Here is a 16324-nt window from a genome sequence, read left to right as displayed (position 1 = left end):
ATGGGGAAAACGATATTGGTGTGGCTTCAGCGTGAATTGCGTTTAAGTCATCTTCCCGCTTTGCAAACTGCGGTTGCGCAGGCCGACAAAGTAGCGCTGGTCTATTTTCATGACCCGCAACGAGCACTGGGCCAGGCCAATAGTGCCTGGCTTGCGCACAGCCTGCTTCGGCTGCAAGCCTCGCTACGGCAGAAGGGAGCGGAGCTTTTGCTGTACAGTGGTGATTTTGCGCAGCAGTTTGCGTTGGCTTTGGAGGAGATTGAACCACAGCAGGTCTTCTACAGTGTTCAGGTCGGCCAGCCATTTACGGAAATGCAGAATCTTGCTTTGCAACTGTGCAAAAAACGCCAAGTGGCTCTGCAGCCGTTTCACTCGGAATTCTGGTTTACGCCCGGCGAAGTCGTCAATAAACAGGGCAATCCCTATGTCGTTTTTACCCCGTTCTACAAAGCGGTTCTGGACAAACTGCCGACATTGCAGCCGTTGGATGAGAGTGCAGTTAATCAGGAAAAAGAGTGGCTTAAGTTACGCTGGCCGCAGTTACCCGGTGAACGCTTTGAATTGCCACAGAGTCTGCGGGAAATTCAGTGTCAGCCCTGGGCGCAAAAGCTGATGCAATACTGGCAGCCCGGAGAGGATGCGGCGTGGCGGCAGCTGCAAGGGTTTATCACGCAAAATATTATCGATTACCATCATGACCGTGATTTTCCGGCATTGGATGCAACCAGCCGACTCTCTGCTTATCTGCATTTCGGAGAAATCTCCGCGCGGGCGATTTATTTCGAATTAACTGCCTGTGCGGAAGAGAACCCGCAACTAAACGCCCAGCCGTGGCTTAGACAGCTTCTGTGGCGCGAGTTTGCCCGTCTGCTGTTATGGTTTTTCCCGAATACGGAAACCGAGCCTTTTCAGCAGAAGTTTGCCGATATGTCCTGGCAGAATGATGCCGAGTCGCTCTGTGCATGGCAAAGCGGACACACCGGAATTCCGATAATTGATGCCGGCATGCGCGAGCTTTGGGAGACGGGCTATATGCACAACCGTGTGCGGATGCTGGTTGCTTCGCTGCTGACAAAAGATCTCAATGCGAATTGGCGTCTCGGACAGGCCTGGTTTGCAGACACGCTGCTGGACGCCGACCCGGCGAATAATGCCATGGGCTGGCAGTGGGTTGCAGGGTGCGGTGTCGATGCGGCGCCTTACTACCGGCTTTTTAATCCTTTGCGCCAGAGCGAGAAGTTTGATGCCCAAGGCGATTACATCCGCAAATGGGTGCCGGAGTTGCGAATGCTTTCAAGCAAAGCGATTCACGCGCCATGGCTCTATCCGCAGGAGTGTGTGCTCAAGGGAATTAACCTGGGCAAACATTATCCGTATCCGGTTGTCGACTTAAAACGCAGCAGGGCGCAACACCTGCTAAGGGTCGACGAACTCAAACGGAGCGGGAAGCGTGCCTAATTGCGCCTTAGGGCGTTCTTGTCTAAGATAGGCGGACTTGAATTTAATTGACTGTGATCGAGTGCCATGGACCAACCTCTTTATCCAATTCGCGAGGTCTCGCGACTGACCGGCGTAAATGCAATTACCTTGCGAGCCTGGGAGCGTCGTTATGGTTTGGTGGAACCGGTACGGACTGAAAGCGGGCATCGACTCTATACCGACGAGCACATCGAGGTCCTCAAGCGTGCGGTGGATCTGACTCGGCAGGGGGTTGCGATCAGTCAGGTCAAGGCGATCTTGCAGGAAAGTCCGCAAGCTTCCGAAGCGCCGAATGAGTTGCGTTCTATCGCCAATACGCTCGCAGCCAGCGCGCAGAGTGGTGATTACGCCGCTTTGCAGACCGCGCTCGACTCGCTGTTTGTTGAATTTGACGAGCTGTCCGCTCTGCAGGTGTTATGCGAGTTGGATGTGGATCTGCATGATGTGTCTGCCAGAATCTGCTGGGAGAGTGCGCTCTTGCCCCGTTTGTATTCACGTCTGTATTTTGCGCAACAGCGTCTTAAGAGTCTTAAAGGCCATCGGCATTGTCAAAACGTTTATGTCGCCTCCAGCTCGAAAGTTGACTCCCAGTTGGCGCAGGTTCTGTGCGGACTCTGGTTAAGTCATCAGGGAATTGTGCCGTTTCTGGGTGGAATCAAACCGCTGCCGTCCACTCAGGCGTTAAAGCAATTACAGTGCTGTGGCCTTGTCATGCTGGCGGAAAGGAGTCTGGCTGAATTTGCCGAAGAAACCGGCTATCCGGGATTGGCCAGTGTTTTCGTAACCCTTGAAGAGGGCCGCATGGAGAAGACGCCGGCCGTACAGATGGAGCTGAAATCTTACCGCAAGCTGTTTGCTGAACTTCCGCAGATTCAGGCGGCTTCTTTCTAAATCTGCCATGATGGCAGGCAGGCTTAATTGGCGCCTGAATTTTTTGCTTTCAACTTGGCTTCGAGTTCGGCAATTTTCTTTTCGGCCGTTTCCAGAGCCATTTGCAGCTCGACCTGTTCTGTCACGTCTTTTTGAATGCCGATATAGTAAGTCAGTCGATCGTGTTCGTCATAGAAGGGGGTGACGCTGAGTTCATTCCAGAAATGCGAACCGTCTTTGCGGTAGTTTTTCAGGATAGTGCGCACCGGTTGGCTGCTATCAATTGCTTCACGGATTTTATGTACCGATTCCTTATGGGTGTCATCTCCCTGAAGAAAGCGACAGTCTTGATAGAGGATTTCATCGGCGCTGTAGCCGGTCAGCTTCTCAAAGGCGGGATTGACATAGATCAGAATGGTATCTTCGCCCTCTTTCTCCGCTACGACAATCCCGTCCTGAGCCTGCTCAACGAGTTGCAAGAGAAGTGCATTGCGCAATTTAGGGTCTTTCATAAGGCCACCGTCAGTAGAATTGCCACCATTGTATCCAAGGCCTATATGGGCGGCAACTATTTCCCAAATGCTTTTTTTCTGGCGCAGTGCAAGGGAAGATAATGCCTCCGCAGAGGTCCTTTAAGTGCAGTAGTGAGTTTGTAAAATGACCGGAAATTCGCTTTTTAGAAGTTCTTTCGAGAATGGCTTATGAGTTCTTAGCAACTTCCCTTTAATTGATGTTATGATTTGCCAAAAACGTATCAAAGGAATTTGTGATGAGTGTCTTACCGAATCATTTAAAATATGCCGATAGTCACGAGTGGGTCTATATTGATGAAGACGGCTTGGCGGTTGTTGGAATTACCGATTTCGCTCAGGAGGCTCTGGGTGAGCTGATGAGCGTTACTTTTCCCGAGTTGGGATCGGATGTTGCGCAGGGCGAAGAAGTGATGTCTCTGGAGTCGGTCAAATCGGCATCGGACATTTTTGCACCGCTGAGCGGAGAGATCGTCGCTTATAACGAAGCGCTGGAAGACGAGCCTGAGTTGATTAACGACGAACCTTACGATGGCGGGTGGCTGTTCAAGATTCAGCCACATGACGAGTCCGAACTGGACAACCTTCTGAGCGATGAAGATTATCAGGCGCAAATCGACGCCGAATAATCTTTCACACGCATTCTAATTTTGCAAAAGAAGAGAACCGTTCCCGAGAACGCTCTCTTCTTTTTGTTTTCAATGCCCGTAAAGATTCGGGTCTGCAGCGAGAATTAAATCAATGTTAGCCAGTTTACGCTTAAAAAAGAATGAAGAGCGCCGTATCAAGCAGGGGCACCTATGGGTTTTCAGCAATGAGGTCGATACCAAGGAGACCCCTTTGAAAGAGTTCGCTCCCGGTCAGCAGGTCATTATCGAAGCCAGTAACGGTAAGCCGCTGGGTATGGGGTATGTCAATCCGAATACTCTGATCTGCGCACGTATATTAAGCCGCAGCGCCAAGCTTGAACTGAACATGAAGTTTCTTAAAAAGCGTATTCAGGCGGCGCAGGCGCTGCGCGAACTGAGTTTCGACAAGCCGTATTATCGTCTGGTGTTTGCCGAAGCAGACGGCCTGCCGGGGCTGGTGATCGACCGTTTTGGCGATGTCTTCTCGGTACAGATTTCCACCGCCGGTATGGAAGCGGTTAAAACGGATATTCTGCAGGTGCTGGAAAACCTCTACCATCCGCAGGCGGTCGTCTTGAAAAATAATATCGGTGCTCGCGAGCTGGAAGGACTCTCTCTGGATGAAGAGGTGATCGGCGATTTACCGCAAGAACTGGTGATCGAAGAAAATAACACCAAGTTTGCGGTACCGATTCAGGAAGGGCAGAAAACCGGCTGGTTCTATGATCACCGTCAGTCACGCGCACGTTTGCAGCAACTGGTGCAAGGCAAGCGCGTTCTGGATGTTTTCAGCTACCTTGGAGGCTGGGGAGTGGCTGCGGCCAATGCCGGTGCCGAGGAAGTTACTTGTGTCGATGCATCGGAATTGGCGCTGGACGGCGTAGATACCAATGCGGCCTTGAACGGCGTAGCGGATAAACTGATCACAATTCAGGGCAATGCGTTTGATGTATTGAATGCCCTCAAAGCGGAAGCGCACAAATACGATGTTGTCATTGTTGATCCTCCGGCTTTTATCAAGCGCAAGAAAGACTTCAAACAGGGCTTTGAGGCCTATAAACGCATCAATGAACTGGCCATGCGCGTTCTGGAAAAAGACGGCATTCTGGTGTCGGCTTCCTGCTCTCACCATCTGACCCGCGATCAGCTTTTACAGGCGGTGCAGATGGCCGGTCGTCATATCGACCGCCAGGTTCAGCTGTTCGATCAGGGGCATCAGGGACCGGATCATCCGGTACACCCGGCTATCGGTGAGACCGAGTATATCAAGACCCTGTTCTTCAAGGTCGGTGCCAGCTGGTAAATGACGGATGTGATGCGATGAAATCCGGCCTGCAATTCCGATCAACACTCTCCGGTTCGCCACAGAGACCGCTGGTGCAGTTTGCACAAAGCTCGTCTTTGGATCTGCGCCAGAAGCATCTGAGCAAGTTCTGCTACTGGGAAGAGTTCGATCAGGTGCTTTGGGTCGATGCGCGTAAACTGTTCCCGGAGATGGGGGTTATATCTCTGCCGAGTTGGGACAAGATGATGCTCGATGGCGAGCCGATTCCCGAGTATCCCGATTTTATCAAACCGTTCGAGTGGCCGAAAAACCGGGAGACGGATCCGTGGTTGAAGCAGATTCCCAAATGGGTTCAGGACTCGTGCCGTCTTTTCCCTTCCCATCAGCTGACGCTGTTGCATTATGCAGCCAAATACCCGCAGCTTTTCGAACTGTTGGATCAGTCCCCGATGCTGGCATGGCGTCTGGTGACCAGCGGTCTGTCCGAACCGGATGTCGTGGCTCTGATGGCCGGCAACCGGCAGCAAATGGTTCAGCAGCTCGGTTGGCCGGGTAAGGCGGAGACGGTCAAACTGTTACGCAATTTGCGTCTGCGCTTTGTTAATCAACAGATTGCTGAACAGATTGAAGCCTGCATTATCGACCCCAAGCGCCTCAACGGTCTGCAGGCGCTGCCGCGGATCAATTCGATGGCGTTGTCTCTGGCGGCCGGTTTCCCGCAACTGATCGGCAGCCGGTTGCATAAATCGCTGGCGCAATTGCCTTGTCGTCCGTTGCAGTGTCAGGCAATGGTCGCTTTGCTTGAGGATGCTTTACTGTTACTGGGGTTGCTCGATGCAGAGGACAAGATCGCGCAACTGGCCGAATGCCGTTTTCTGACCGATGTCGAGCGCCTTTATCAGCAGTGGCTGTCGGAAGCTATGCCTGAAAGCGGGCAGCGCTCTGTAGACAGCGGCTTTATCAGCGAGCAGCCGAAAGTCATCGAGCGTGAAGAAGAATTGCTTTTTATCAGTCGCGTGCTACAGCATCCGTGGTGGTTGCTTGCCAAGGTCATGCCGCCGCAGCATTCGATTGTGGTTTGGCGCGAGAGCTCGGACGATGGGGATGTTCGTCTGTGGGCGGCCGAAATCAAATGGCCGGATGTTTCGCAACCTGAAATTCAGGCTCAGGTTTTGAAAATCCGCGGCGAGGATAACTGTCTGGCGCAGGCCAGGCAACTCAGCGATCTGCATCTATGGCTGTTGCAGCAATTGCCTAAAAACGCGGAATAAGCGGATAGCGCGACGCGAACGATAAATAGATGTCATAAATCATAAAAAAAGCCCGCCGGATAAGAGATTATCCGCGGGCTTTTTCTTTTTCAGAGCGAGGCGAGCTTAGTCCTCGATCAGTGTTTCCAGACCGATCAGGTCGTCGTAGGTTTCACGGCGTCGGATCAGATGCGTCCGGTCGCCGTCAACCATGATCTCCGCCGCGCGGGGGCGGGTGTTGTAGTTGGAGGCCATGGTGAAGCCGTAAGCGCCGGCGGATTTAACCGCCAGTAGATCGCCAGTCTGCAGGTTAAGCGAGCGGTCTTTACCAAGGAAATCGCCGGTTTCGCAGACCGGACCGACTAGATCCCATTGCGCTTGCAGCCCGTCTTCACGCGGCGTAACGGCGACAATGTCCTGATAGGATTGATATAGAGCCGGACGGATCAAATCGTTCATGGCGGCGTCGATAATCGCAAAATTCTTATGCTCGGTCGGCTTAAGGAATTCGACCTGCGTCAACAGTACGCCGGCGTTTCCGGCAATGGCTCGCCCCGGTTCAATAATGACTTCCATATCCGGATCGTTCAGCTTGTCTAGAAGCGCACCGATATAGTCGCTGATGGCCGGAGGGGTCTCATCGGTATAGGTAATGCCCAGACCGCCGCCGAGATCCAGGTGATGGATTTCGATTCCCTGTTCTTGCAAGGTATTCTTCAGCGCCAAAACACGCTCTAGAGCATCGACGAAAGGAGTGATTTCGGTCAGCTGCGAACCGATGTGGCAGTCGATTCCGACCGGTTTGACATGACTGCAGTCCGCGGCCTTCTGGTAGAGTTCCGGGGCGGTGTTGATATCTACACCGAATTTGTTGTCTTTCAAACCGGTGGAAATATAAGGGTGCGTTTTGGCATCGACATCCGGGTTGACGCGAATCGACACAGAGGCGACCTGATCCATCTCTTCGGCAACCTGCTGAATGCGGTCCAGTTCGGCATGGGATTCGATATTGAAGCAGCGGATGCCGACTTCCAGCGCGCGGCGGATTTCCACAGGCTGCTTGGCAACCCCGGAAAAAACCACTTTCTTCGGATCGCCGCCGGCACGCAGCACTCTTTCCAGTTCGCCTTGTGAAACGATATCGAAACCGGCTCCTAGTTTTGCCAGTACATTGAGAACGGCAATGTTGGAGTTGGTTTTGACCGCATAACAGACAAGATGTGGCTGTTTTCCGAAAGCCTGATCGAAAGCGTTCCAGCGGTTTTCCAGTTCGCTGCGTGAATAAACATACAGCGGCGTTCCGTAGTTTTCGGCCAGTTGCGCCAGGGATACGTTCTCGGCAAACAGGGTGCCGTTTTGATAGGTGAATGGAGTCATCATGTTAAGTCCTGAAAATCTGAATTCGGCGATAAAATCCGCTTGGTTTTTCCGTTTGGTCGAGGGCTGCGTTCTTTATCGGAACTTTAAGCGGATTAAGGAAGTTTTTAAGGGTGCTGATTGTCGCTTAGCCCCGACAGACTTTGTTGCGGTTCGTCGGGCAAGGTCAAGTCGCTTTTTTTGCCGCAGCCACTGAGAGCGATCAGCATGCACACTACACACAGAAGGGTTTTCATAGAGCCTTTCCTGAGGTTTACTTCCGATAGTTCGTTGAATGGCGGCTATTTTACCAGAGACCGGCGCTTTTGGACGATTTACAATTGTATTCTTGTTACGGCTTGGTAAAGTGGTGCTAAATCTCAAAAATACAGCAGGAAATTAAGGAATAAAGCGTGTTTGCACAACTGAAACAGGAACCGCCGGTTCTGATCGAACCGCAGGGTAAAGTACGAAAAACGGTTATCTGGCTGCATGGGCTGGGCGCGGACGGCCACGATTTTGAACCGGTCGTTCCGCAACTCGGTCTGCCCGAAGACCACGGCATTCGTTTTATTTTTCCGCATGCGCCAATCAATCCGGTTACCATCAATGGCGGAATGCAAATGCATTCCTGGTACGACATCCGCAGCGAAGATCTGATGAACGATGTCGATGCCGCCGGTATTCGTGTCGCCTGTTATCGGGTATTCGAGTTGATTGAAAATCAGCTTAAGCAGGGGGTTGCCGCTGAAGATATTATTCTTGCCGGTTTTTCTCAGGGCGGGCTGGTCGCACTGCATGCCGCTTTGAGCGGCCAGTATGAACTCGGAGGTGTAATGGGCCTTTCAACCTATTGCCCGATGGCCGAGCAGTTTTACCTGCACCGCAAAATGCCGATTTTAATGATGCATGGGCTAAACGATCCGGTTGTGCCTCTTGCTTCTGCAGAAGCGTCCCGCGCCACGATTGAAAAAGGCGGTTATCAGGTTGAGTGGCATACTTATCCTATGGCGCATCAGGTATGTGCTCAGCAGTTGCTCAAGATCGGAGAATGGCTGCAACAAAGAGGGGTTTGATCATGACCCAGCCGGATGCAAAAATTCAGCAGGCATGCCGCGACTTCTGGCAATCCAAAAAGACGCTGGTACTCAGTACTCAGAATAGCGAAGGAAAACTGCACAGCAGCCAGACACCGTTTGCCTTCAACGATCAGGGCGAGTTGGCAATATTTGTCAGCGCTTTGGCGGAACATACCGGCAATCTGTTGCAGTGTGTCGAAGCGGGACAGTGCGAAATTTCCGGAATGATTCTGGCGGACGAAGCAGAGTGCGAGCAGATTTATGCACGCGAACGTTTGAGTCTTGAGATGCAGGTTGCGCTTATCAAGCGTGACGATGCACAATTTGTTGAATGGATGTTGCGTTTTGAGAAGCGTTTTGGCGACATTATTGCTACGCTGCAGACATTGCCGGATTTTTCGCTTTTCCGGCTCAAGGTGACCAAAGCGGTGTATGTCCGTGGCTTTGCCCAAGCCTATCTTCTTGAAGATGGTCTGGATGGCTTGCCGCGATTGCAGAAAGGTCGTTAGAAAAGCATTTAAGTCGTTATTTGGATAACTCATGGGAAATGGACGTCGTTTTTTCCGTTTTGATGTGCCGATTCATATTTACCTGCAACGGGAATCGTCGGAATGGAAGCAGACATTACAGCAGCTGAAAGGGCCGCAAAGTACCGCTCTGCAAAGAAAAATCGAAAGTTTGAATATAACCGTCGATCAACTGCTTGAGGAGCTTTCCACTCGCGGAGCACCTTTGTATCCGCTGTTTTCGAGCATAAATCATCGTCTGAACTATTTTTTCTGGCTCTTGCAGCAGTTGCTGGATCAACAAAACCCGCGTGCGCATGCAGAATATAAGTACCGTGCCCGCGACGATCTGAAATATTTACCGCCGGAGGTGAAGAAGGATTCGCCGACCAGTCACCTAGTTGCCGGACTGTATGCCGAACTGGAGGAAGAATTGAGTTCCCTGAAAGAGAGTATCGAACACTCTCTGGACGAGGGGCTGTTTATCTTTCCGCAGGCTGAGAGAGAAGATTTTGATGTGCATTTTTATGTCTCCAACCTTGAGCAGCTGGTTGCTCAGGGGATGACGGCGGCGGTCGTGCTGGATGCATTGATCCGCAAATATAACCAGCTCAACGCGCTCTATAATCTTCTTAAAAGAGCCTATGCTCCGATTTCTCACCCCGAACAATGGCCGAAAAGAATGATCAATCTCAGTTCCGGCGGTCTGGGATTTGTGTCCGCCAATCCTTTCAAAGTGCTCGAGCAGGTAAATGTCTTTATGGAACTAGACCGGGTTGTTATGGTCAAAGGCAAGGTGTTGTATTCGCGTAAGATCCGCTCGACCGAAGGCGAACAGTTCCGTACGGCGATTGAATTTATTATGCCTTCCAGTAGAACGCAACTGGACATTGATCGCTTTCTGCAACACCAGGAAGTTCGCCAGGCGATGCAGAAAGTGCCGGTGATTAGCAGCTGGGTTTAGACGTTGTTCGCGTGTAACTGAACCGGGAAGTTAAGCTGGCGCAGTTTGTTATCGAGCCATTGATAGTAGGTCTGATTGCTTTGACAGGCGCTGCTGCAGCGTCCGGTCGAACAGCTGGCGGACAGCGACTGGATATGTCCCTGACTGATCAAAGGCTGCAATAAACCTTCTGCAGCGTCCTGGCTCAAGTCGAAGCGATTGATAATATCGTCCAGACTGACCCTTTCTCTTTGGCGGATATAGCGTTTAATGTCTAACAGAATCATTAAGCCTTCCCTCCCGAGGTTTTTTCCAAAGGCGCGCCCGCCGTTTTCCTTCCGATCGATTTCAGGGTAAACCAGATCATTGCGAAAATCGAGGCGAATACCCCTAGCCAGACGCTCGAAGCGCTCGGATGCTGACTGAAAGTCGCGATCTGGTAAAAACTCACCGCCACGGCGTAGCCAAGGAAGAGACTCCAGGCTCCGCTGGTTAAAGCCCAGCGCCAGCCAAGCTCCTGTTTAATTGCCCCGAAGGTCGCAACACACGGGAAATACAGAAGAATCAGCAGCAGATAGGCGTAGGCACCGATAGCGCCCTGGAAGGAGTTGACCATCTTATCCAGAGTGCTCAGGCTGAAGCCCTGTTCTTCGGCAATTGCCACCTTGTCATGCACCGATTCGATCGATTGCAGGCCCAGCGGGTCGGAAATATCGCCGAAGATGCCGCTCAGATTATCCGGTATTGTCTGCCAGGCTTCTTTTAAACTGCTGCTCAGACTGAATTCGGCGGCGCTGTCCAACTCGATATTCTGTTGCTGGTAGAGAGCGTCAAGCGAGCCGACGACCACTTCTTTAGCCAGCAGACCGGTAAACAATCCGACGGTCGCAGGCCAGTTCTCTTCCGTAATTCCCAGTGGTTCGACTATCGGGGTCGCGCTCTTGGCAATACTGCTCAAAACCGAGGTTTCCTGATTGTCATGTCCAAAGGTACCGTCTGTACCGAGGCTGTTAAGTACGTTCAGAATCAGTACGACGATGACGATGACCTTACCGGCGTCGAGAATAAAGCTTTTCAGGCGATTACGGGTGTTGATCAGCACATTCAGCACAGTCGGCTTATGATAGATCGGCAGTTCCATCAGCAACGGGCGAGCCTGGCCGCTAAGCAGGGTTTTCTTCAGCATCCAGGCGGTCAGAACCGCCGCCAAAATACCGGTCATATACAGCGAAAAGACAATTAGCGCGGCATTTTCTTCAAAGAAGGCGGTGGCGAACATGACATACACCGTCAGTCGGGCACTGCATGACATGAAAGGGGTCATCATAATGGTTTTGATTCGATCCTGCTGTGCCGGTAGCGTCCGGCTGGCCAGTACCGCCGGAATGTTGCAGCCGAAACCGATTACTAATGGGACCAGCGCCTGACCGGACAAACCGAGGCGACGCATAAAGTTATCCATAATCAGGGCGGCGCGCTGCATGTAACCGGTGTCTTCGAGGATCGAAAGCAGAAGATACAGGGCTCCGATGACCGGAATAAAGGTGGCGACAACCTGCACGCCGCCGCCGATGCCGTTGGCAATCAGCGAGGTTAGCCATTCGGGGGAACCGAGCCAGCCGAGAAAATTAGCGGTGCCGTCGACAAACAGTGCCTGAGCGCCGAGATCGAAAAAGTCGATAAAGACGTTACCGACCGCAATCGAAGCCGCGAACAGCAGATACATAATTCCGAAAAAGATCGGCAGGCCCCAGATAGGATGCAGTACCCAGCGGTCAATACTGTCGGTCGTATTGCGGGTGAATTGGTCGGTACGGATTTCACTGGCATGTGCGGCATCATGCGCAAATTGAAAATACAGATCCGCTGCGATCAGCGCTAGATCTTCCTGATAATATTCTTCCAAACGTTGTTTTTCGGCGATACAGAAACTCTGCAGTGCCGTGTCAGCAGTATGCGGATGAATCAGCATCTGCAGCGTTTTCCAGCACGATTCTCCGACCGAATCTTCGCTTTCCAGACCTTGCGAGTCGCGCACCTGATGGACGCTGTTATGCAGAACATCCGGCAGGTCGAAATGCAGATCGACACGGTGGTTAAGATACTGTGGCAGCTGCTGCTTGAGTTGATCGATTCCCTTATTGAGATAAGCCGAAATCGGAATGACCGGACAGTGCAACTGTTCGGAAAGCTTGTCGATATCGATATGCAGGTTACGCTCTTTAAGCAGATCCATACGGTTGAGAACAACGACCACCGGCAGACCCATGTGCAGCAGTTGCGCTGTCAGGAAAAGCTGACGCTCAAGACTGGTTGCGTCCACTACATTAATAATCAGATCGGCCGGCTGACACTGCAGGAAATTACAGGCGACTTTCTCGTCCAGACCGGAATGGTTGGACAGATCGAGGCTGTATACTCCGGGCAGATCAATCAGGTGGTAGTTCTGATTGTTCAATTTGAAATAGCCGGATTTCTGCTCAACTGTAACCCCGGGCCAATTTCCGGTTGTCTGCTGCGAACCGGTCAGGCGGTTGAATAGGGTAGTTTTTCCGCAGTTAGGGCTGCCGATCAGAGCAACCTGTACATTATGCTGCAGGGCAAACTGGGATTTGCTTTTTGAATTGCGGGCTAAAACGGTCATGATAACGGCTCGACTTCAACCAGTTCGGCAATCTGCTTGTCGAGAGCGAAACGGCTGCCATCAACGGTAATGACCAAATTGTTGCCGCGGATCATAAGCAATTCGACCACACTATGGGTGTGAAAGCCGAGATTGACCAGGCGCATTTTCATCTCGACTTCGCCTTTAAGATGAGTGATCTGGGCGATCTGTCCATTGGTACATTCTGATAGCAGCATGTAATCTCTCGAAAATTATGCGGTTTCGCTAAACCGGAAAAATAAATGATAATAATTATTATTTGCGAATTTTAGCAAACTCTAATCTAAAGCTCAATCGCGAGACGGGGATGAACTATGAAAGAAAGCTGAATAGATAAAGAAATCGCGTGAGATAACCTGCAAAACGGCGAGAGGAAGGGGTTCCGCTGCCGTTTGCAGAGAAGATTCACTTTTTACGAATCTGATAGAGTGCCACTTCGCCCAGAAGGTTCGGAGCAATTCGCATCCCGAGAGAACTCTCATGTTCGCTGTTGACCACGGTGCGTGCAACTACCTTGATGTGTTTGTCGTCACACAGCTTTTCGAAATCCTTGAAGGTGCACATATGAATATTCGGTGTGTCGAACCAGTGGTAAGGCAACGTTTCAGTTTCCGGCATGGTGCCGCCGAACATCAGTTGCGCACGGTTCCGCCAGTGACCGAAATTCGGGAAGGTGATAATGCAGTTTTTGCCGATGCTGAGCATTTCTTCCAGCAGCTCATCCGGACGGCTGACCACCTGAAGAGCTTGTGTCATGATGACATAGTCGAAGGAATCCTCGTCAAAATAATAGGTCAGATCATAACTGTTCAGATCCGTCTGAATGACATTGATGCCATTGCCCAGCGCCTGAGTTGTTTTATCCGGATCCAGCTCCATGCCGTAGCCGTTGACGTTATGGGTTTTGATCAGATAATTCAGCAATTCGCCGTCGCCGCAGCCCAGATCCAGTACGCGGCTGTCGGGTTGAATCCAGTTGGAAATCAACTTGAACTCATTGGAAATGATTTTTCCTTGACTCATTTTTGCGCCTCCACTGCAAGGGTGTCCCGATGAACACGCTCCATATAGTTCCGGAAAACCCCTTCGTAGTGCGGGTTTGGCAGCAGGAAGGCATCGTGGCCGTGTTCGGATTTGACTTCGGCATAACTGACATCGGCATCGTTATCCAGCAACGCTTTGACAATTTCGTGCGAGCGCTGCGGCGAAAAACGCCAATCGGAAGTGAAAGAAACGACCAGGAATTTGGCCGTCGCCTGAGCCAGCGCTTTGCTGAGGTCATGCTCGAAATCGGCGGCAGGATCGAAATAATCCAGAGCCTTAGTCATCAGCAGATAGGTGTTGGCATCGAAATTCTGTTTGGTAGCAAACTTTTCGCCCTGATAGCGCAGGTAACTCTCGACCTGGAATTCGACTTCGTAGTTGTATTGCAATTTGCCTTCACGCAGTTCGCGGCCGAATTTGACGCCCATCATGTCATCGGACAGGTAGGTCAGATGACCGAGCATTCGAGCCAGCGTCAGTCCGCGTTTAGGGGTGGTGTCGTGTTCGATGAAGCGACCGTCGTGGAAGTCCGGATCAGACATGATTGCCCGGCGGGCGACTTCGTTGAAAGCGATATTCTGTGCCGAAAGCTTAGGGGCGGCGGCGATGACAATCGCATGCCGAACCTTGTCCGGGAAATCGATCGCCCATTGCAATACCTGCATTCCGCCCATGGAACCGCCGATCAGCGCCGCCCACTGTTCGACGTCGAAATGCTCGCGCAACAGGTTCTGGCTCTGCACCCAGTCTTTACAGGTGACGATCGGAAAATCCGGTCCATACACTTTCCCGCTTTGCGGATTAATACTGGTCGGACCGGTACTGCCTCGACAACCTCCAAGGTTATTGGAGCAAACAACAAAGAACTTGTCGGTATCGATCACCTTGCCAGGTCCGATATAGCCGTCCCACCAGCCTTTTTTTCCGTCGGCGTCGATGCCGGCAACATGCTGATCGCCGCTTAAGGCGTGACAGATCAGAATGGCATTCGATTTGTCTTCGTTGAGCTGTCCGTAAGTTTCATAGGCCAGTTCGTATTCAGGCAGGGTCGCACCGCTGGTCAATTGAAGCGGCTGGTTAACGGCAAGGTAGTGTGTGACAGTTGGATTGGTAATACTCATCCAGGCATTCCTATCATAGATTGGGCGGCGAGGGTGATGTAGCCGACAATGACATACTGCACCAGTTTAATGGCGACAATAGCCGCGATAGGCGACAGATCCAGCCCGCTGATCGGTGGAATCAGACGGCGGAACGGTTCGAGAATCGGCTGAGTCATCTGAATAAAGATGATCGTGTTCGGGTTCGGCTGCGGCGAAACCCAGCTTAAAATCACCTGAATAATAATCAGCCAGAACATCATATCCAGCAGCTGATTGAGGATTTCGCTGATCGAGGTCAGAACAATAAAGAGCAAACCAAAATCTCGGTTGGTCAGCAGTCCGATAAGAAATACGAAAATGCCGTAGATCGCCAGCGCGGTAATAATCGCCGCCCAGTCCCAGCGTCCTTTGGTCGGCAGGGCTTTGTTTGCCGCTGCGCACAGCGGGTTGGTCACTTTGGCGATAAAGGTTACGACGGGGTGTTTCCAGTCTGCATAGGTCGCACGCATCAGGAAACGCAGCATCAGAGCGAAAATCACCAGTCCGACGGTGAACTGAAGTAAAAACAGGCCTCCCTGGCCTAAAGGCGATGTCATTTCCATCAGGCGTTGCCTCCCAATTCGTCGGCCAGTTCTTGAGCACGTTTGTAGGCATCGGTCATGGCGCCTTCAACAATTTCACGCAAGTTTTTGCTCTCGAAATGTTCGATCGCTTTTTGTGTGGTGCCGTTCGGCGAGGTGACATTGGCGCGCAACTGAGCGCAGTCCTGATGACTTTCCATTACCATTTTAGCCGCGCCCAACGCGGTCTGCATTGTCAGAAGGTGAGCGGTTTTGTGATCCAGTCCCAATTTTTCCGCGGCGTTTTCCATCGCTTCCATAAACAGGAAATAGTATGCAGGGCCGCTGCCGGAAAGGGCGGTGACCGCATCGATCTTCGCTTCTGTATCAACCCATAGGGTCAAACCGGTCGCGCGCATAATGTGTTCCGCCTGACTCTGCTGTTCGTTATTGACGCGAGCGTTGGCAAAAAGCCCGGTTGCTCCGGTCTGAATTAAAGCCGGAGTATTCGGCATGGTACGAACAATCGCTAGGTTTCCACCCAGCCAGCGATCGATATCGTCAGTGCGAATGCCGGCAGCGATAGACAGAACCAGAGGTGACCCAGCTTGAACGGTTGATGAGATTTCGGCGCAAACATCGCGCAGAATTTGCGGTTTTACCGCCAGAACGACGATATCGGCGTGCATCAGCGCTTCATTGTTGTCAGCAAAACTTTCGATGGCAAACTGACTGCTAAGTGCCTGACGCTGCTCTTCGGAAGGGTCGGTGGCGATAATATTCTTCGCTTCGTAGCCGCTGGCAAGCAAACCGCCGATCAGACTCTTTGCCATATTTCCGGCGCCGATAAAACAGATTTTTGCGTTCATAATATCCGGCCTTGTTAGGTAAATTTCAGTGCCGGTTATTATATGCCATCTTGCGGGTAAAATTACACTCTAGTGCCCAATTACTCAGGGTTTTTGCATGATTTTGGAGCGCTATTTTGCGGTGTTCGGCAATCGATGGATGCGTGCCGCCCTAAC

At 51.7% G+C, this 16324-nt stretch carries 18 protein-coding genes; 8 read left to right on the top strand and 10 right to left on the bottom strand.

Annotated elements, in window-relative coordinates; translation table 11 throughout:
- Both J3999_RS05275 and J3999_RS05270 read left to right on the top strand, forming a co-directional pair.
- Positions 1-1458, top strand: coding sequence for a deoxyribodipyrimidine photo-lyase (locus J3999_RS05275; protein ID WP_208126899.1), 1458 nt, complete (start codon positions 1-3; stop codon positions 1456-1458).
- Between the two features lie 66 nt (positions 1459-1524).
- Entirely contained in the window at positions 1525-2370 is an 846-nt protein-coding gene (locus J3999_RS05270; RefSeq protein ID WP_208126898.1) for a MerR family transcriptional regulator, read from the top strand.
- A 23-nt stretch (positions 2371-2393) separates the two neighbouring features.
- Here J3999_RS05270 and J3999_RS05265 read toward each other — a convergent pair whose 3' ends face one another.
- Positions 2394-2861, bottom strand: coding sequence for a PAS domain-containing protein (locus J3999_RS05265; RefSeq protein WP_208126897.1), 468 nt, complete (start codon positions 2859-2861; stop codon positions 2394-2396).
- Between the two features lie 257 nt (positions 2862-3118).
- Here J3999_RS05265 and gcvH point away from each other — a divergent pair, with 257 nt between their 5' ends.
- From gcvH to J3999_RS05250, 3 genes are all read left to right on the top strand, one after another.
- Positions 3119-3508, top strand: a complete 390-nt coding sequence (gcvH, locus tag J3999_RS05260) for a glycine cleavage system protein GcvH (protein ID WP_173284088.1) — start codon at positions 3119-3121, stop codon at positions 3506-3508.
- 112 nt (positions 3509-3620) lie between these two features.
- Positions 3621-4811, top strand: coding sequence for a class I SAM-dependent rRNA methyltransferase (locus tag J3999_RS05255; protein WP_208126896.1), 1191 nt, complete (start codon positions 3621-3623; stop codon positions 4809-4811).
- A gap of 17 nt (positions 4812-4828) precedes the next feature.
- Positions 4829-6064, top strand: coding sequence for a hypothetical protein (locus J3999_RS05250; protein WP_243755317.1), 1236 nt, complete (start codon positions 4829-4831; stop codon positions 6062-6064).
- A gap of 105 nt (positions 6065-6169) precedes the next feature.
- Here the strand turns inward: J3999_RS05250 and lysA are convergent, their stop codons facing one another.
- Entirely contained in the window at positions 6170-7420 is a 1251-nt protein-coding gene (gene lysA, locus J3999_RS05245; RefSeq protein WP_208126950.1) for a diaminopimelate decarboxylase, read from the bottom strand.
- A 107-nt stretch (positions 7421-7527) separates the two neighbouring features.
- Positions 7528-7656 (bottom strand): hypothetical protein, encoded by a 129-nt coding sequence (locus tag J3999_RS11975; protein WP_256438079.1) that lies wholly within the window; start codon positions 7654-7656, stop codon positions 7528-7530.
- A 156-nt stretch (positions 7657-7812) separates the two neighbouring features.
- Here J3999_RS11975 and J3999_RS05240 point away from each other — a divergent pair, with 156 nt between their 5' ends.
- The 3 genes from J3999_RS05240 to J3999_RS05230 are packed head-to-tail and all read left to right on the top strand — an operon-like array spanning position 7813 to position 9948.
- Positions 7813-8475: an alpha/beta hydrolase gene (locus J3999_RS05240; protein ID WP_371811859.1), complete on the top strand. Its 663-nt coding sequence runs from the start codon at positions 7813-7815 to the stop codon at positions 8473-8475.
- Positions 8476-8477: 2 nt separating this feature from the next.
- Complete coding sequence (locus J3999_RS05235) at positions 8478-8987, top strand: pyridoxamine 5'-phosphate oxidase family protein (protein ID WP_208126895.1); 510 nt, start codon at positions 8478-8480, stop codon at positions 8985-8987.
- A gap of 31 nt (positions 8988-9018) precedes the next feature.
- Complete coding sequence (locus tag J3999_RS05230; RefSeq protein WP_208126894.1) at positions 9019-9948, top strand: PilZ domain-containing protein; 930 nt, start codon at positions 9019-9021, stop codon at positions 9946-9948.
- On the opposite strand, the gene J3999_RS05225 is transcribed toward J3999_RS05230, so the two are convergent.
- The 7 genes from J3999_RS05225 to proC form a co-directional block, all read right to left on the bottom strand.
- Positions 9945-10214 (bottom strand): FeoC-like transcriptional regulator, encoded by a 270-nt coding sequence (locus J3999_RS05225; RefSeq protein WP_208126893.1) that lies wholly within the window; start codon positions 10212-10214, stop codon positions 9945-9947. The genes J3999_RS05230 and J3999_RS05225 overlap by 4 nt on opposite strands.
- The gene (gene feoB, locus J3999_RS05220) at positions 10214-12571 is read right to left on the bottom strand and encodes a Fe(2+) transporter permease subunit FeoB (protein WP_208126892.1); all 2358 of its coding nucleotides are present in this window, start codon (positions 12569-12571) and stop codon (positions 10214-10216) included. Before feoB ends, J3999_RS05225 begins: the two co-directional genes overlap by 1 nt.
- Positions 12568-12789: a FeoA family protein gene (locus J3999_RS05215; RefSeq protein WP_208126891.1), complete on the bottom strand. Its 222-nt coding sequence runs from the start codon at positions 12787-12789 to the stop codon at positions 12568-12570. The genes feoB and J3999_RS05215 overlap by 4 nt, the downstream gene beginning before the upstream one ends.
- Before the next feature lie 208 nt (positions 12790-12997).
- On the bottom strand, positions 12998-13597 hold the full coding sequence (metW, locus tag J3999_RS05210; protein WP_371811860.1) for a methionine biosynthesis protein MetW: 600 nt from the start codon (positions 13595-13597) through the stop codon (positions 12998-13000).
- A gap of 14 nt (positions 13598-13611) precedes the next feature.
- Complete coding sequence (locus tag J3999_RS05205; RefSeq protein ID WP_208126889.1) at positions 13612-14757, bottom strand: homoserine O-acetyltransferase; 1146 nt, start codon at positions 14755-14757, stop codon at positions 13612-13614.
- Positions 14754-15341 carry a YggT family protein gene (locus J3999_RS05200; RefSeq protein WP_208126888.1) on the bottom strand — a complete coding sequence of 196 codons (588 nt, stop codon included), beginning with the start codon at positions 15339-15341 and terminating at the stop codon, positions 14754-14756. The genes J3999_RS05205 and J3999_RS05200 overlap by 4 nt, the downstream gene beginning before the upstream one ends.
- Complete coding sequence (gene proC, locus J3999_RS05195) at positions 15341-16168, bottom strand: pyrroline-5-carboxylate reductase (protein ID WP_208126887.1); 828 nt, start codon at positions 16166-16168, stop codon at positions 15341-15343. The genes J3999_RS05200 and proC overlap by 1 nt, the downstream gene beginning before the upstream one ends.
- Positions 16169-16324 lie beyond the last annotated feature (156 nt).

This window comes from Thiomicrorhabdus sp. 6S3-12 (assembly GCF_017571475.1).
Classification (GTDB): domain Bacteria; phylum Pseudomonadota; class Gammaproteobacteria; order Thiomicrospirales; family Thiomicrospiraceae; genus Thiomicrorhabdus.
The sequence above is the reverse complement of the archived record's forward strand: the minus strand, read 5'-3'. Positions and strand labels throughout refer to the sequence as shown.

What these genes read in the sequence shown, in the direction of transcription:
- J3999_RS05275 (WP_208126899.1), top strand. Translation starts at nt 1, where the DNA reads ATGGGGAAAACGATATTGGTGTGGCTTCAGCGTGAATTGCGTTTAAGT.
- J3999_RS05270 (WP_208126898.1), top strand. Translation starts at nt 1,525, where the DNA reads ATGGACCAACCTCTTTATCCAATTCGCGAGGTCTCGCGACTGACCGGC.
- J3999_RS05265 (WP_208126897.1), bottom strand. Translation starts at nt 2,861, where the DNA reads ATGAAAGACCCTAAATTGCGCAATGCACTTCTCTTGCAACTCGTTGAG.
- gcvH (WP_173284088.1), top strand. Translation starts at nt 3,119, where the DNA reads ATGAGTGTCTTACCGAATCATTTAAAATATGCCGATAGTCACGAGTGG.
- J3999_RS05255 (WP_208126896.1), top strand. Translation starts at nt 3,621, where the DNA reads ATGTTAGCCAGTTTACGCTTAAAAAAGAATGAAGAGCGCCGTATCAAG.
- J3999_RS05250 (WP_243755317.1), top strand. Translation starts at nt 4,829, where the DNA reads ATGAAATCCGGCCTGCAATTCCGATCAACACTCTCCGGTTCGCCACAG.
- lysA (WP_208126950.1), bottom strand. Translation starts at nt 7,420, where the DNA reads ATGACTCCATTCACCTATCAAAACGGCACCCTGTTTGCCGAGAACGTA.
- J3999_RS11975 (WP_256438079.1), bottom strand. Translation starts at nt 7,656, where the DNA reads ATGAAAACCCTTCTGTGTGTAGTGTGCATGCTGATCGCTCTCAGTGGC.
- J3999_RS05235 (WP_208126895.1), top strand. Translation starts at nt 8,478, where the DNA reads ATGACCCAGCCGGATGCAAAAATTCAGCAGGCATGCCGCGACTTCTGG.
- J3999_RS05230 (WP_208126894.1), top strand. Translation starts at nt 9,019, where the DNA reads ATGGGAAATGGACGTCGTTTTTTCCGTTTTGATGTGCCGATTCATATT.
- J3999_RS05225 (WP_208126893.1), bottom strand. Translation starts at nt 10,214, where the DNA reads ATGATTCTGTTAGACATTAAACGCTATATCCGCCAAAGAGAAAGGGTC.
- feoB (WP_208126892.1), bottom strand. Translation starts at nt 12,571, where the DNA reads ATGACCGTTTTAGCCCGCAATTCAAAAAGCAAATCCCAGTTTGCCCTG.
- J3999_RS05215 (WP_208126891.1), bottom strand. Translation starts at nt 12,789, where the DNA reads ATGCTGCTATCAGAATGTACCAATGGACAGATCGCCCAGATCACTCAT.
- J3999_RS05205 (WP_208126889.1), bottom strand. Translation starts at nt 14,757, where the DNA reads ATGAGTATTACCAATCCAACTGTCACACACTACCTTGCCGTTAACCAG.
- J3999_RS05200 (WP_208126888.1), bottom strand. Translation starts at nt 15,341, where the DNA reads ATGGAAATGACATCGCCTTTAGGCCAGGGAGGCCTGTTTTTACTTCAG.
- proC (WP_208126887.1), bottom strand. Translation starts at nt 16,168, where the DNA reads ATGAACGCAAAAATCTGTTTTATCGGCGCCGGAAATATGGCAAAGAGT.